General features: G+C 59.9%; 12 protein-coding genes and 1 pseudogene. 11 read left to right on the forward strand and 2 right to left on the reverse strand.

From position 1 onward, the window contains the following. Positions 1–7: 7 nt before the first annotated feature. Positions 8–1,042, reverse strand: a pseudogene (locus Q7W83_RS01595) (HAMP domain-containing protein); the annotation flags it as partial. 282 nt (positions 1,043–1,324) lie between these two features. Between Q7W83_RS01595 and Q7W83_RS01600 the strand changes: the two are divergent. After that, positions 1,325–1,579, forward strand: a complete 255-nt coding sequence (locus tag Q7W83_RS01600; RefSeq protein ID WP_007907841.1) for a hypothetical protein — start codon at positions 1,325–1,327, stop codon at positions 1,577–1,579. A 31-nt stretch (positions 1,580–1,610) separates the two neighbouring features. Continuing rightward, positions 1,611–2,180, forward strand: a complete 570-nt coding sequence (locus tag Q7W83_RS01605) for a lipocalin family protein (protein ID WP_150631790.1) — start codon at positions 1,611–1,613, stop codon at positions 2,178–2,180. A gap of 121 nt (positions 2,181–2,301) precedes the next feature. On the opposite strand, the gene Q7W83_RS01610 is transcribed toward Q7W83_RS01605, so the two are convergent. Next, on the reverse strand, positions 2,302–3,666 hold the full coding sequence (locus Q7W83_RS01610) for a formimidoylglutamate deiminase (protein WP_150631789.1): 1,365 nt from the start codon (positions 3,664–3,666) through the stop codon (positions 2,302–2,304). A gap of 146 nt (positions 3,667–3,812) precedes the next feature. Between Q7W83_RS01610 and hutC the strand changes: the two genes are divergently transcribed. The 9 genes from hutC to hutH (Q7W83_RS01655) all read left to right on the forward strand — a co-directional run. Further along, positions 3,813–4,523: a histidine utilization repressor gene (hutC, locus tag Q7W83_RS01615; protein ID WP_172435301.1), complete on the forward strand. Its 711-nt coding sequence runs from the start codon at positions 3,813–3,815 to the stop codon at positions 4,521–4,523. Beyond that, entirely contained in the window at positions 4,520–5,089 is a 570-nt protein-coding gene (locus tag Q7W83_RS01620; protein ID WP_150631787.1) for a HutD/Ves family protein, read from the forward strand. The genes hutC and Q7W83_RS01620 overlap by 4 nt, the downstream gene beginning before the upstream one ends. Before the next feature lie 450 nt (positions 5,090–5,539). After that, positions 5,540–7,222, forward strand: a complete 1,683-nt coding sequence (gene hutU / locus Q7W83_RS01625) for a urocanate hydratase (protein ID WP_150631786.1) — start codon at positions 5,540–5,542, stop codon at positions 7,220–7,222. A gap of 167 nt (positions 7,223–7,389) precedes the next feature. Next, positions 7,390–8,859: a purine-cytosine permease family protein gene (locus Q7W83_RS01630; protein WP_473655593.1), complete on the forward strand. Its 1,470-nt coding sequence runs from the start codon at positions 7,390–7,392 to the stop codon at positions 8,857–8,859. 69 nt (positions 8,860–8,928) lie between these two features. Then, positions 8,929–9,897, forward strand: coding sequence for an ABC transporter substrate-binding protein (locus Q7W83_RS01635; protein ID WP_150631784.1), 969 nt, complete (start codon positions 8,929–8,931; stop codon positions 9,895–9,897). Between the two features lie 71 nt (positions 9,898–9,968). After that, complete coding sequence (locus tag Q7W83_RS01640; protein WP_150631783.1) at positions 9,969–10,820, forward strand: ABC transporter permease; 852 nt, start codon at positions 9,969–9,971, stop codon at positions 10,818–10,820. Continuing rightward, positions 10,817–11,647, forward strand: a complete 831-nt coding sequence (locus Q7W83_RS01645) for a quaternary amine ABC transporter ATP-binding protein (protein WP_150631782.1) — start codon at positions 10,817–10,819, stop codon at positions 11,645–11,647. The genes Q7W83_RS01640 and Q7W83_RS01645 overlap by 4 nt, the downstream gene beginning before the upstream one ends. A 152-nt stretch (positions 11,648–11,799) precedes the next feature. Next, the gene (hutH, locus tag Q7W83_RS01650; RefSeq protein ID WP_150639722.1) at positions 11,800–13,323 is read left to right on the forward strand and encodes a histidine ammonia-lyase; all 1,524 of its coding nucleotides are present in this window, start codon (positions 11,800–11,802) and stop codon (positions 13,321–13,323) included. A gap of 118 nt (positions 13,324–13,441) precedes the next feature. Further along, positions 13,442–14,958, forward strand: a 1,517-nt coding sequence (hutH, locus tag Q7W83_RS01655; protein ID WP_473655594.1) for a histidine ammonia-lyase, incomplete at its 3' end; no start/stop codon positions are given.

The raw sequence follows: 14,958 nt of genomic DNA on the forward strand, positions 1-14,958 counted from the left end.
TACGCTCGACAAAGCGGTTGAACGAAGTGCCCAGTGCACCGAATTCATCATGGCCGTGGATGGTCAGGCGTTTGGTCAGGTCGCCTTCACCTTCGGCGATGTCATGCATGGCGCGGCCCATGGCGAGCAGCGGCTGCATCAGGAAGCTGATCAGCATGCCCAGCAGGGCGATGATGAACACCACCGCGATGACCATGGCGATGATCGCTGAGGTGCGGAATTCGCTGATCATCGAGAACGCGGTGTCCTGATCCAGCACCAGCGCCACATACCAATCCGCCGACGGCACGCCGTTGACATGGGTGAAGGAGATGAACTGGCGCTTGCCGTCGATCTCGACTTCCTTCATGCCCGGGCTGACTTGCGGGGTGCCGTTCGGGTAGGCCTCGGCGAGGTTTTTGAGCACCAGTTTGCTGTCCGGGTGAATCAGGATCTTGCCGTCGGCGCTGACGATAAACGCATGACCGTGACCGCCGAAGTTCAGCGAGTTGATGATCGCGCTGACGCTGGACAGATCAATGTCGGCGCCGGCGACGCCGATCATCTGGTTCTGATGCTTCACCGGTGTGGCCACGGTGATCACCAGTTTGCCGGAGGATGCAGCGATGTACGGTTCGGTGACGATGGTCTGTTGCGCGCCGTTGGCCGCCTTGTACCAGCCACGTGCGCGAGGGTCATAATCGGCGGCGCGATTGCCGGGCGGAACCGAGAACATCACGCCGTCGGTGCCGCCAAAGTAGCTCAGCTGGAAATTGCTGGTGTAGGCCGGCAGGTCGATGGCGCGCTTGAGGTTGGTCTGGGCGCTGCCGTCCAAGGCGATCTGTTGGGACAACGATTGCAACAGCTGGATGCGGCTTTCCAGCCAGGTTTGAATGTTGCTGGTGGTCAGGCTGCCCAGTTCCTGCATCGACGATTCGGTACTGCTGCGCAAGGTCTGGCGCTGACGGTAGTCGTTGAACAGGATGAAACAGGCGAATGCAACGGCCACCACGAGGGCAGCAGCCAGCAGGATCTTGTGGCTGAACTTCATGTTTCTGGTCATTAAATGAACTACCGCGGAGGGGCTGGTCGACAAGGGGCGCCAATTTGCCACAGGAGCGGGCTTTGCGCTGCTTTTATGTCGACTGGCCGACGCCAAAGATTAGGCGTCTTTTGCCAAAACTGACGAAATGCTCAACAGCGCAAGAAAGTGGCTGATTTTTCGGCAAAAGGCAGACAAGCGGCCCAATAAATAGGCGTTCAGTCAGGGAACCAGACAGGGCTTTTCTCTTCTAAGCTTCAGCTTGGCAGCCATGCCATTCCCCTACGACCCAGGAGCTACACCATGTCGCTGCGTTCCATCGCTTTGCTTTCGTTCTGCGTGTTGTTGGCCGCATGCGGCAAGATCAATCAGGAAAATTATTCGAAGCTGTCGACCGGCATGCCCAAGGCCGAGGTGGAAACCTTGCTGGGCAAACCCACCGACTGCTCGGGAGCGCTCGGCATGTCCAGTTGCACCTGGGGCGACAAGAACAGCTTTATCAGCGTGCAGTACGCCGGTGACAAAGTGTTGATGTTTTCTGGCCAAGGCCTGAAGTAAACCGGGGCGATGCGCCCGCGGGAGAAAAACAATGAAACGGTTATTGATCCTCCTTTTTGCCGGCCTGGTATTGGCCGGCTGCGCCACTTCTGGCGAAGATCCATTGGCGCCGAAAACCGTCGCCAGCGTCAATTTGAAGAAGTACCAAGGGACCTGGTACGAGTTGGCGCGTCTGCCGATGTATTTCCAGCGCAACTGCGCGCAATCCGAAGCCCATTACACGCTCAAGCCGGACGGCAACGTGCTGGTGCTGAACCGCTGTCTGACGACGGACTGGCAATGGGAAGAGGCCAAAGGCACGGCTTATCCACAGGTGCCGGGCAAGACCGACAAGTTGTGGGTCGAGTTCGATAACTGGTTCTCGCGATTGCTGCCGGGTGTGGCGAAGGGGCAATACTGGGTGTTGTACGTCAGCGACGACTACAAGACCGCCATTGTCGGCGACCCGAGCCGCCGGTATCTGTGGCTGTTGTCACGGACCCCGACGGTCAACGGCGTAGTGCGCGAAGAGCTGCTGAGCAAGGCGCGTCAGCAGGGGTATGACACCACTCGGTTGATCTGGCGTGCGACGGATACGCAGATGGCCAAGACCTCGAACTAACAGCTAACGCATAACCTATGTGGGAGCGAGCCTGCTCGCGATGGCGGTCTATCAGTCAACGTCAATGTTGAGGCTGATGGCCCCATCGCGAGCAGGCTCGCTCCCACAGTTGTTTCCGGGGTCAGCCCAAGAGATCGCGCAGGACCTGGGTGAACGCCCGGCTGCTTTCCTCTTCGTCGGCGTGACGTCCATCGCGCACGACCCATTGGCCATTGACCAGTACATCACGCACCTGGCGGTCGCCACCGGCAAACAACCAACGATTGAGAATCCCGTCGCCACTGGCGGTCGCCAGGTACGGGTCGTTACCGTCCAGCACCAGCCAATCCGCGCGCTTACCCACCTCCAGCGCACCGATCGGCTGTCCCAGCGCCTCGGCGCCGCCGTCCAGTGCGGCGTCATACAGCGTCCGGCCGACCATCGGCTGTTCCGCGCCATACAACCGATTACGCCGCTGATCGCGCAGACGCTGGCCGTATTCCAGCCAACGCAATTCTTCCACCACGCTCAACGACACATGGCTGTCGGAACCGATGCCCATGCGCCCACCTTGAGCGAGGAAGTCCACCGCCGGGAAAATCCCGTCGCCGAGGTTGGCTTCGGTGGTCAGGCACAAACCCGCGATGGCGCGACTCTTGGCCATCAGCGTGACTTCTTCCGGGTTGGCGTGGGTCGCGTGGACCAGGCACCAGCGTTGATCGACTTCAGTGTTTTCATACAGCCATTGCAGAGGGCGACGACCACTCCAGCTGAGGCAGTCATCGACTTCTTTCTGCTGTTCGGCGATGTGAATGTGCACAGGGCACTGCTTGTCGCTGGCCGCCAGCACGTCGCTGATTTGCTGCGGTGTTACCGCGCGCAACGAGTGGAAACACAAACCCAGCGATTGCGCCGGTTGCTGCGCCAGGATCGGCTGCAAGCGGGCTTGAAGCTTCAGGTAATTTTCAGTGCTGTTGATAAAGCGACGTTGGCCGTCATTCGGTGTCTGGCCGCCGAAACCGGAGTGGCTGTAAAGCACTGGCAGCAGGGTCAAGCCTATACCGGCGGAGCTGGCCGCCTGGCTGATGCGCAGCGCCAGCTCGGCAGGGTCTGCGTACGGTTGGCCGCTCGTGTCGTGGTGCACGTAATGAAATTCCGCGACCGAGGTGTAACCGGCCTTGAGCATTTCGATGTACAGCTGACGGGCGATCACGCCGAGTTGATCGGGGCTGATTTTTCCGACGAGCCGGTACATCAAATCACGCCAGGTCCAGAAACTGTCGTTCGGATTACCGGCCACTTCGGCCAATCCAGCCATTGCTCGCTGAAAGGCGTGGGAGTGCAGATTCGGCATCCCCGGCAGCAGCGGACCGCTTAGCCGTTCGGCGCCATCTGCGTTGGAATCGGCCTGGACATGGGTCAAAACGCCGTCGGCGCTGACCTCAAGACGTACATTGTTGGCCCATCCACTAGGCAGCAGCGCGCGTTCGGCAAAGAAGGCGGACATGGTTCAGCACCCCATCGTGTGTTATTTGTATATACATATACAGACGTTTGCCTGCTCGGTAAACTCCGGCAAGCTAGCAACTTCTACCAAATGACCAAGGATTAACCGTGCCGACTCCGCCTACAGTGTCACCGTTGGCCGCGAACATGGGCGACAGTCCGGCGCCTTTGTACGCCCGCGTCAAACAGATGATCACCCAGCAAATCGACAGTGGGAACTGGCCGCCGCATTACCGCGTTCCGTCGGAAAGCGAGCTGGTCAGCCAACTCGGTTTCAGCCGCATGACCATCAACCGCGCACTGCGCGAGATGACCGCCGACGGTCTGTTGGTGCGCATGCAGGGCGTCGGCACGTTCGTCGCCGAGCCGAAAAGCCAGTCGGCGCTGTTTGAAGTGCACAACATCGCCGACGAAATTGCCTCCCGTGGCCATCGCCACACCTGCAAGGTCATTACCCTTGAAGAAGAGGCCGCCGGTTCCGAACGCGCCCTGGCGCTGGACATGCGTGAAGGTCAAAAAGTCTTCCACTCGCTGATCGTGCATTTCGAAAACGACATTCCGGTGCAAATCGAAGACCGTTTCGTCAACGCGCTGGTGGCGCCCGATTACCTCAAGCAGGATTTCACCCTGCAAACGCCTTACGCCTACCTGAACCAGGTCGCGCCGCTGACCGAAGGCGAGCACGTGGTCGAGGCGATTCTGGCTGAGGCTAGCGAGTGCAAATTGCTGCAGATTGAGAAAGGCGAGCCGTGCCTGCTGATTCGTCGCCGCACCTGGTCCGGCCGTCAGCCGGTGACCGCCGCCCGTTTGATCCACCCCGGTTCCCGTCATCGTCTGGAAGGACGCTTTCATAAATGAGTCAGGTTAAGGTTTTACGCGCCAAAGATTACCCGCGCATGCCGTGGAAAAACGGTGGCGGCAGCACTGAAGAAATCACCCGCGATGCGGGCACGGGTCTTGACGGTTTCGGCTGGCGCCTGTCGATTGCCGATATCGGCGAGTCGGGTGGCTTCTCGACGTTCGCTGGCTATGAGCGGGTGATCACCGTGCTGCAAGGCGACGGCATGACCTTGTCGGTTGATGGCCAGGCCACGCGACCATTGTTACCGATTGATCCTTTCGCCTTCAGTGGTGAAAGTCAGGTTTCCTGCACCTTGCTCGGTGGGCCGATTCGCGATTTCAACCTGATTTATGCGCCGCAGCGTTACCTCGCGCGGTTGCAGTGGCTAGACGGTGAACAGCGGTTTTTCAGTTCGGCGGGCGCAGTGTTGGTGTTCAGTGTCAGCGAGGCGCTGGAAGTGCAGGTCGGTAACAGTGCCCAGCAATTGGGTCGTCATGACTGCCTGCAACTCGACGGTAACACCGGCCTGCTGGAATTCTCCAGCAACGGCCCGTGTTGTGTGATCGAACTGACTGCGCGCTGATCCAATACCGGGTCGTCTCTATCGCGGGCAAGCCCACTCCTGCAGGATGTCCACCGGACCTGTGGGAGCGGGCTTGCCCGCGATGCTTTTCAGGGCTCAAACGCGTTCCCCATCGCGCACCAACTTGTTACCGAACGCCCCAGCGTGGCGCAAAACCACGCTCAAGTAACAAGCCGTCACCCCTTCGAAAAATCCCCCCGAAAAATTTCATCTTCTTCAGAACCCTTGATCTACAGGCTTTCCAGCCCTCTCAGAATTTTTCTTGAATGCCCATCCAACAAGTTGGCCGCTTGATTGCATATGCTTGTATGTACAAGTAAAGACGTATGCGTATGAGTCGACCGAGGCTCTCCGCAGCGTCCACTGATTCGCTTGTGGTGCAACGATGCGCACAGGCTCGCTTACCCACCGCCAGGGTTGGTTTGGATTGATCGCTGAGGAGTCTTTTTCGTGACTGACAACAAAACCACTAAGTTTCGTGACGTAGAAATTCGTGCCGCTCGCGGTAACAAGCTGACCGCCAAGAGCTGGTTGACTGAAGCGCCGCTGCGCATGCTGATGAACAACCTCGACCCGGAAGTCGCCGAGAACCCTAAAGAACTGGTGGTTTACGGTGGTATCGGTCGTGCGGCGCGTAACTGGGAATGCTACGACAAGATCGTCGAAAGCCTGACCAATCTGAATGACGACGAGACCCTGCTGGTGCAATCCGGCAAGCCGGTCGGCGTGTTCAAGACTCACACTAACGCCCCGCGCGTATTGATCGCCAACTCCAACCTCGTACCGCACTGGGCGAGCTGGGAACACTTCAACGAACTCGACGCCAAAGGCTTGGCCATGTACGGCCAGATGACCGCCGGCAGCTGGATCTACATCGGCAGCCAGGGCATCGTTCAAGGCACTTACGAAACCTTCGTCGAAGCCGGTCGCCAGCACTATAACGATGACCTGAAAGGTCGTTGGGTCCTGACCGCAGGCCTGGGCGGCATGGGCGGCGCTCAACCTCTGGCTGCAACCCTGGCCGGCGCGTGCTCGCTGAACATCGAATGCCAGCAGGTCAGCATCGATTTCCGTCTGAACAGCCGTTATGTCGACGAGCAAGCCACCGACCTCGACGACGCGCTGGCCCGCATCGCCAAATACACCAAGGAAGGCAAGGCGATATCCATCGCTCTGCTCGGTAACGCGGCTGAAATTCTGCCGGAACTGGTCAAGCGCGGCGTGCGCCCGGACATGGTCACCGACCAGACCAGCGCCCACGACCCGCTCAACGGTTACCTGCCGGCCGGCTGGACCTGGGAAGAGTACCGCGCTCGCGCCAAGACCGAGCCTGCTGCCGTGGTCAAAGCCGCCAAGCAATCGATGGCCGTGCACGTTAAAGCGATGCTCGAATTCCAGAAAATGGGCATCCCGACCTTCGACTACGGCAACAACATCCGTCAGATGGCGCAAGAAGAAGGCGTGGAAAACGCATTCGACTTCCCAGGTTTCGTACCTGCCTACATCCGTCCACTGTTCTGCCGCGGCATCGGTCCGTTCCGTTGGGCTGCGCTGTCGGGTAACGCCGAAGACATCTACAAGACTGACGCCAAAGTAAAAGAACTGATCCCGGACGACGCCCACCTGCACAACTGGCTGGACATGGCGCGCGAGCGCATCAGCTTCCAGGGTCTGCCGGCTCGTATCTGCTGGGTTGGCCTGGGTCTGCGCGCCAAGCTCGGTCTGGCATTCAACGAAATGGTGCGCAGCGGTGAATTGTCCGCGCCAATCGTGATCGGTCGCGACCACCTGGACTCCGGTTCGGTTGCCAGCCCGAACCGCGAAACCGAATCGATGCAGGACGGTTCCGACGCCGTGTCCGACTGGCCACTGCTCAACGCTCTGCTCAACACCGCGAGCGGCGCGACCTGGGTTTCCCTGCACCACGGCGGCGGCGTCGGCATGGGCTTCTCCCAGCACTCGGGCATGGTGATCGTCTGCGACGGTACTGACGAAGCGGCTGAGCGTATCGCTCGCGTTCTGCACAACGACCCGGCGACTGGTGTTATGCGTCACGCCGATGCGGGTTACCAGATCGCGATCGACTGCGCCAAGGAGCAGGGCCTGAACCTGCCGATGATTACCGGTAAATAACGCAACCCCTTGTGGGGGCTGGCTTGCCAGCGATAGCGGCGGCACCGCTGGAATCGATGTTGGAAGTGCTGACGTCATCGCGTGCAAGTCGAATCGTCGCACCGCCGCTCCCACAGGGTTCAAGTAAACCGGACAGAACAATTAAAACAATCCACAGAGGTTGAATCATGGCTGTTAACAACGATCGTGCAGGCAGTAAACCGTTGATCGAGAAACGCTCGATCGACTACATCCCGGAAGCGGAAAGACACGGTCGTCTGTTTAGCCAGTTCACCCTGTGGATGGGGGCCAACCTGCAAATCACCGCGATTGTCACCGGGGCCCTGGCCGTGGTGCTGGGCGGTGATGTGTTCTGGTCGTTGATCGGCTTGCTGATCGGACAATTGCTCGGCGGTGGCGTGATGGCGCTGCATGCCGCGCAAGGACCCAAGCTTGGCTTGCCGCAGATGATCTCCAGCCGTGTGCAGTTCGGTGTTTATGGCGCGGCCATCCCGATCGTGCTGGTCTGTTTGATGTACCTCGGCTTCACGGCGACCGGAACCGTACTTTCCGGCCAGGCGCTGGGCCAGTTGTTTGGCGTCAGTGACACCGTCGGTATCCTCATCTTCGCCAGTGTCATCGTGCTGGTCACGGTACTCGGTTATCGGGTGATCCATTGGATTGGCCGTGTTGCCAGTGTCATCGGTGTGATTGCCTTTGTTTACCTGTTCAGCCGTCTGGTGAGCCAGGTTGACGTTGGCGCACTGTTGCAAATCCGCCACTTCAGCTGGAGCAGTTTCTTGCTCGCGGTGTCGCTCGCGGCGTCCTGGCAGATCGCCTTCGGCCCTTACGTGGCGGACTATTCTCGCTACTTGCCGAGCAAGACGTCCTCGGTGAAAACCTTTTTCGCCGCGGGTGCGGGTTCGGTCATTGGTGCACAGGTGGCGATGGTCCTCGGCGTGTTCGCTGCCGCTTCGGCCAACGGGCAATTCGCCGGTCACGAAGTCGCCTACATCGTTGGCTTGGGTGGTACCGGCGCCACTGCTGCACTGCTGTATTTCAGCATCGCGTTCGGCAAGGTCACTATCTCCACGCTGAACTCCTACGGCAGCTTCATGTGCATTGCGACCATCATCAGCGGCTTCCGTGGTGAGCTGAAAGTAACGCGCTTGCAGCGCCTGGTGTTCGTGCTGGTCATCGTCGGTGCTGCGACCCTGATGGCGTTGCTCGGTCAGCACTCGTTCCTCGGTGCGTTCAAGTCCTTCATCCTGTTCCTGCTGGCGTTCTTTACGCCATGGAGCGCGATCAACCTGGTGGACTACTACTGCATCACCCGCGAGCGCTATGACGTGCCGGCGCTGTCCGATCCGAACGGTCGCTACGGCCGCTGGAACATGCTCGGTATCAGCATCTATGTGTTCGGTGTGCTGGTGCAGCTGCCGTTCATTTCCACCAAGTTCTATACCGGTTCGCTGGTGACCGCTCTGGGTGATGTGGATATTTCCTGGATCATCGGTCTGGTGCTTCCCGCAGTCCTGTATTACGTGTGTGCAAAAAAATGGCACGGCACAGTGCCCGATCAACTGATCCTGCCGGTCGAGCAGGACGTGGTCACCGAACAAAAGCTGAATGCCGGTCGCGCTGCGGCGCAGGCCTGATTGGACGTGGACAGGGCTGGATGCCTCTTGACTGCCGTAAGCCAATTCATGATTAGGAGCGTCACAACAATGAAATCGAACAAGACCCTGCTGACCACATTGCTTTCCATGGGCCTGCTCGCCAGCGCCGGCGCCACTCAGGCTGCCGGTTGGTGCGAATCGGGTAAACCGGTGAAATTCGCCGGCCTGAACTGGGAAAGCGCCATGTTGCTGACCGACGTGCTGCAAGTCGTGTTGGAGAAAGGTTACGACTGCAAGACCGACAGTCTGCCGGGCAACTCCATCACCATGGAAAACGCCCTGAGCAGCAACGACATCCAAGTGTTTGCTGAAGAATGGGTCGGCCGCAGCGAAGTCTGGAACAAGGCCGAGAAGGCCGGCAAAGTCGTCGGTGTCGGCGCGCCAGTTGTGGGCGCAGTCGAAGGCTGGTACGTGCCGCGCTACGTGATCGAAGGCGACGCCAAGCGCAAGCTGGAAGCCAAGGCACCGGACCTGAAAAACATTGCTGACCTGGCCAAGTACGCCTCGGTGTTCAAGGACGCCGAAGAACCTTCCAAGGGCCGTTTCTACAACTGCCCGGCCGGCTGGACCTGTGAGCTGGACAACAGCGAAATGCTGAAGAGCTACGGCCTGGAAAGCAGCTACACCAACTTCCGCCCTGGCACCGGCCCGGCGCTGGATGCCGCGGTGCTGTCGAGCTACAAGCGTGGCGAGCCGATCCTGTTCTACTACTGGTCGCCAACGCCGCTGATGGGTCAGGTTGACCTGGTGAAACTCGAAGAGAAGCCGGGCGTGGATAAACGCGTGACCATCAAGGTCGGCCTGTCCAAGACTTTCCACGAGCAAGCCCCGGAACTGGTGGCCGTGCTGGAAAAGGTCAACCTGCCGATCGACCTGCTGAACCAGAACCTCGGGCGCATGGCCAAAGAGCGGATCGAGTCACCAAAACTGGCGAAAATCTTCCTCAAGGAACATCCTGAAGTCTGGCATGCATGGGTGAGCGAAGACGCAGCCAAAAAGATCGACGCGGCCTTGTAGGTTGAGCTTCTCCGACTGCTGGCAACGGCAGTCGGACGCTGAATCGCAACCCCTTGATTGAGAGTCTCTTTATGTTTCCCGAAAGCTTTACCTTTTCCATCGCCGACTGGGTCAACGGTTGGGTCGATTCGCTGGTCACCAACTACGGCGACGTGTTCCGGCACATCTCCGACACCCTGTTGTGGGCCATCGTCAATCTTGAAGGGCTGCTGCGTGCGGCGCCCTGGTGGCTGATGCTGGCGATCGTGGGGGGCGTTGCCTGGCACGCGACCCGCAAGGTCGTCACCACCGCCGTCATCGTCGGTTTGCTGTTCCTGGTGGGCGCGGTCGGCCTCTGGGACAAGCTGATGCAGACCCTCGCGCTGATGATGGTGGCGACGGTCATTTCGGTGCTGATCGGCATTCCGCTGGGCATTCTCTCGGCACGCAGCAATCGCCTGCGTTCGGTGCTGATGCCGCTGCTGGACATCATGCAGACCATGCCGAGTTTCGTGTACCTGATTCCGGTGCTGATGCTGTTCGGCCTGGGCAAGGTCCCGGCAATTTTCGCGACCGTGATCTACGCCGCGCCACCGCTGATCCGCCTGACCGATCTGGGCATTCGCCAGGTTGATGGCGAAGTGATGGAAGCGATCAACGCTTTCGGTGCCAACCGTTGGCAACAACTGTTCGGCGTGCAACTGCCGCTGGCCCTGCCGAGCATCATGGCCGGGATCAACCAGACCACCATGATGGCGCTGTCGATGGTGGTGATTGCCTCGATGATCGGTGCCCGTGGCCTGGGTGAAGATGTGTTGGTGGGGATTCAGACCCTCAACGTCGGACGTGGCCTTGAAGCCGGTCTGGCGATCGTGATTCTGGCAGTGGTGATCGACCGCATTACACAGGCGTACGGTCGTGCACGGCATGAGGTGAGCAAATGAGCAACGCAGCCATCAGCAAGATCGAAGTCAAAAACGTCTTCAAGATTTTCGGTAACCGTTCCAAGGAAGCGCTGGGCATGATCGGCCAGGGCAAAACCAAGGATCAGGTGCTGGCCGAAACCGGCTGCGTGGTCGGCGTGAACGACCTGTCGTTGAGCATCGGCAGCGGCGAGATTTTCGTGATCATGGGCCTGTCCGGTTCCGGCAAATCGACCCTGGTGCGCCACTTCAATCGCCTGATCGACCCGACCAGCGGCGCGATTCTGGTGGATGGCGTGGACATCCTGCAATACGACATGGAAGCCCTGCGTGAATTCCGTCGACGCAAGATCAGCATGGTGTTCCAGAGCTTCGGCCTGCTGCCGCACAAGACTGTGGTGGACAACGTCGCCTACGGCCTGAAAGTGCGTGGCGAGAGCAAGCAGATGTGCAGCGAGCGTGCGCTGCACTGGATCAACACCGTGGGCCTGAAGGGCTACGAAAACAAATACCCGCATCAGCTTTCGGGCGGCATGCGTCAGCGTGTGGGTCTGGCCCGCGCACTGGCGGCGGACACCGACATCATCCTGATGGACGAAGCCTTCAGTGCGCTCGACCCGCTGATCCGCGCCGAGATGCAGGATCAGTTGCTGGAGCTGCAAAAGACCCTGCACAAGACCATCGTCTTCATCACCCATGACCTCGACGAGGCCGTGCGCATCGGCAACCGCATCGCGATCCTCAAGGATGGCCGCCTGATTCAGGTCGGCACGCCGCGGGAGATCCTGCATTCGCCGGCGGATGAGTATGTCGACCGGTTCGTGCAGCGGCGGGCGGCGGTGGTTTAAGAGATTTGCAGTGACTTTGCTGGCCTCATCGCGAGCAAGCTCGCTCCCACAGGGATTTTATGAACGCTGGAGATCCACTGTAGGAGCGAGCTTGCTCGCGATGAGGGCGGTGAAGCTGCATCAATATTCAAGTTGTACGCACGAGGTTGAAGATGTCCCAGGCTGAAAAAATCGTAATCGCCGACGGCCCGTTGCGTTGGCAGGATGTGGTCGCAGTCGCCCGTCACGGCGCACAACTCGAGCTGTCGGCCCAGGCCTGGGCACGCATCGACAATGCCCAGGCGATCGTCCAGCGCATCGTCGCCAGTGGCGAACGCGCCTATGGCGTCAACACCGGTCTGGGCGCGTTGTGCAACGTCTCGCTCAAAGACGAACAACTGAGCCAACTGTCGCGCAACACCTTGCTCAGCCACGCCTGTGGCGTCGGCGCACCACTGGCCGACGAGCAGACCCGCGCGATCATGTGTGCGGCAATCCTCAACTTCAGCCAAGGAAAATCCGGCCTTCATCGCCAAGTGGTAGAAGCGCTTCTGGCGCTGCTCAACCGCGGCATCACCCCGCAAGTGCCGTCCCAGGGTTCGGTCGGTTACCTGACCCACATGGCGCACATCAGCATCGCGCTGTTGGGTGTCGGCAATGTCAGCTATCGCGGGCAGATTGTTTCTGCGCAACAAGCCCTGGCTGAAGAAGGCCTGCAACCTGTTCAACTCGGTGCCAAGGACGGTTTGTGCCTGGTCAACGGCACGCCGTGCATGAGCGGCCTCAGTTGCCTGGCGATTGCCGATGCGACACGTCTGTTGCAATGGGCCGACGTGATCGGCGCCATGAGCTTCGAAGCCCAGCGCGGTCAGATTGCGGCGTTCGATGCCGAGATCATTGCACTCAAACCACATCCGGGCATGCAGCAGGTCGGTATCAACCTGCGGGCGTTGCTCGATGGCAGTGAAGTGATCGCCAGCAGCAAAGGGATTCGTACTCAGGACGCGCTGAGCATCCGTTCCATCCCGCAAGTCCATGGCGCTGCGCGGGATCAATTGGCCCACGCAATCCAACAGATCGAAACCGAACTCAACGGCTGCACCGACAATCCGTTGCTGCTGGGCACCCCGGACGACTTCCGCGTCATGTCCCAGGCCAACCCGCACGGCCAATCGGTGGCGCTGGCGGCAGATTTGCTGGCGATTGCCATGGCCGAAATCGGCTCGATTGCCGAGCGTCGTCTCGACCGTTTGATCAACCCGCATGTCAGCGGTCTGCCGGCGTTCCTGGTGGCCAATCCGGGCGTCAATTCGGGGATGATGATTGTCCAGTACGTCGCTGCGTCGCTGTGTGCGGAAAACCGTCAGTTGGCTCAACCAGCCGTGCTCGATAACTACGTCACCTCGGGCTTGCAGGAAGACCACCTGAGCATGGGCACCAATGCTGCGTTGAAGCTGCATCGCGCACTGGAAAACTGCACGCAGATCCTCGCGATCGAGTACCTGCTGGCATCCCAGGCGTTTGAATTCCTGAAAGAACAGCGCTTCGGCGCCGGCACCGATACCGCATGGCGTCTGCTGCGTGAACGGGTTCCGGCCTACGATCAGGACCGCTGGCTGGCGCCCGATATCGCCGCTGCTGCCAGCGTGTTGAAGGACCCGATTTTGCTGCACAAGGCTTTGCCGAACCTCAACTGATTCCTACATCAAACCAGCGTGCCAAGGCGCCAGCCCCCCACAAGGCGGGAAGCGACGGACAACGGACATCTCCGGAGCGTCTGGTTAGTTAATAACAAACTCTCAAAAGGAGCACAAAATGACTGCGCTAAACCTGATTCCCGGCCAACTGAGCCTTGCCCAACTGCGTGATATCTATCAGCAACCGGTCCGGATCACTCTTGATGACAGCGCCTCGGCCCAGATCGAAGCCAGCGTTGCCTGCGTGGAACAGATCCTCGCCGAGAACCGCACGGCTTACGGCATCAATACCGGTTTCGGTCTGCTGGCCTCGACTCGCATTGCCAGCGAAGACCTGGAAAACCTGCAGCGCTCGCTGGTGCTGTCTCACGCCGCCGGTGTCGGCGAGCCGATCAGCGACGCGTTGGTGCGTCTGGTCATGGTGCTCAAGGTCAACAGCCTGAGCCGTGGTTTCTCCGGTATTCGTCGCGTGGTCATCGACGCGCTGATCGCCCTGATCAACGCCGAGGTTTACCCGCACATCCCGTTGAAAGGTTCGGTCGGTGCCTCCGGTGACCTGGCGCCATTGGCGCACATGTCGCTGGTGCTGCTGGGTGAAGGCAAGGCGCGCTACAAGGGCGAATGGCTGGAAGCGACCGACGCGCTGAAAGTCGCCGGTCTGACCCCGCTGACCCTCGCTGCGAAAGAAGGCCTGGCGCTGCTCAACGGCACTCAAGTGTCGACCGCTTACGCGTTGCGCGGTCTGTTTGAAGGTGAAGACCTGTTCGCCGGCGCCTTGTCTCTGGGTGCGCTGACCGTCGAAGCCGTCCTGGGCTCACGCTCGCCATTCGACGCCCGCATCCACGCCGCACGTGGCCAGAAAGGCCAGATCGACGCCGCTGCCGCCTACCGCGATCTGCTGGGCGAGCGCAGTGAAGTCTCCGATTCGCACCAGAACTGCGAAAAGGTCCAGGACCCGTACTCCCTGCGCTGCCAACCGCAAGTCATGGGCGCCTGCCTGACGCAGTTCCGTCAGGCCGCCGAAGTGCTCGCCGTCGAAGCCAACGCCGTCTCGGACAACCCATTGGTCTTCGCCGCGGAAGGCGACGTGATCTCTGGCGGTAACTTCCACGCCGAACCGGTGGCCATGGCCGCCGATAACATGGCCTTGGCCATTGCCGAAATCGGCTCGCTGAGCGAACGCCGCATCTCGCTGATGATGGACAAGCACATGTCGCAACTGCCGCCGTTCCTGGTGGCCAATGGCGGCGTGAACTCCGGTTTCATGATCGCCCAGGTCACCGCTGCGGCCCTCGCCAGCGAAAACAAGGCGTTGTCCCATCCGCATTCGGTGGACAGCCTGCCAACGTCGGCGAACCAGGAAGACCACGTGTCCATGGCCCCGGCCGCCGGCAAGCGTTTGTGGGAAATGGCCGAGAACACCCGTGGCGTTCTGGCGGTGGAATGGTTGGCGGCGGTTCAAGGCCTTGACTTGCGCGACGGTCTGAAGACCTCGCCAAAACTGGAAAAGGCTCGGGCGATTCTACGTAAAGAAGTGCCGTTCTATGAGAAGGACCGCTTCTTTGCGCCGGATATCAATGCGGCGACTGAACTGTTGGCGACGCGTTGCCTGAATGAACTGGTCCCGGCCAAGCT

It is taken from the genome of Pseudomonas sp. 300 (assembly GCF_055803035.1).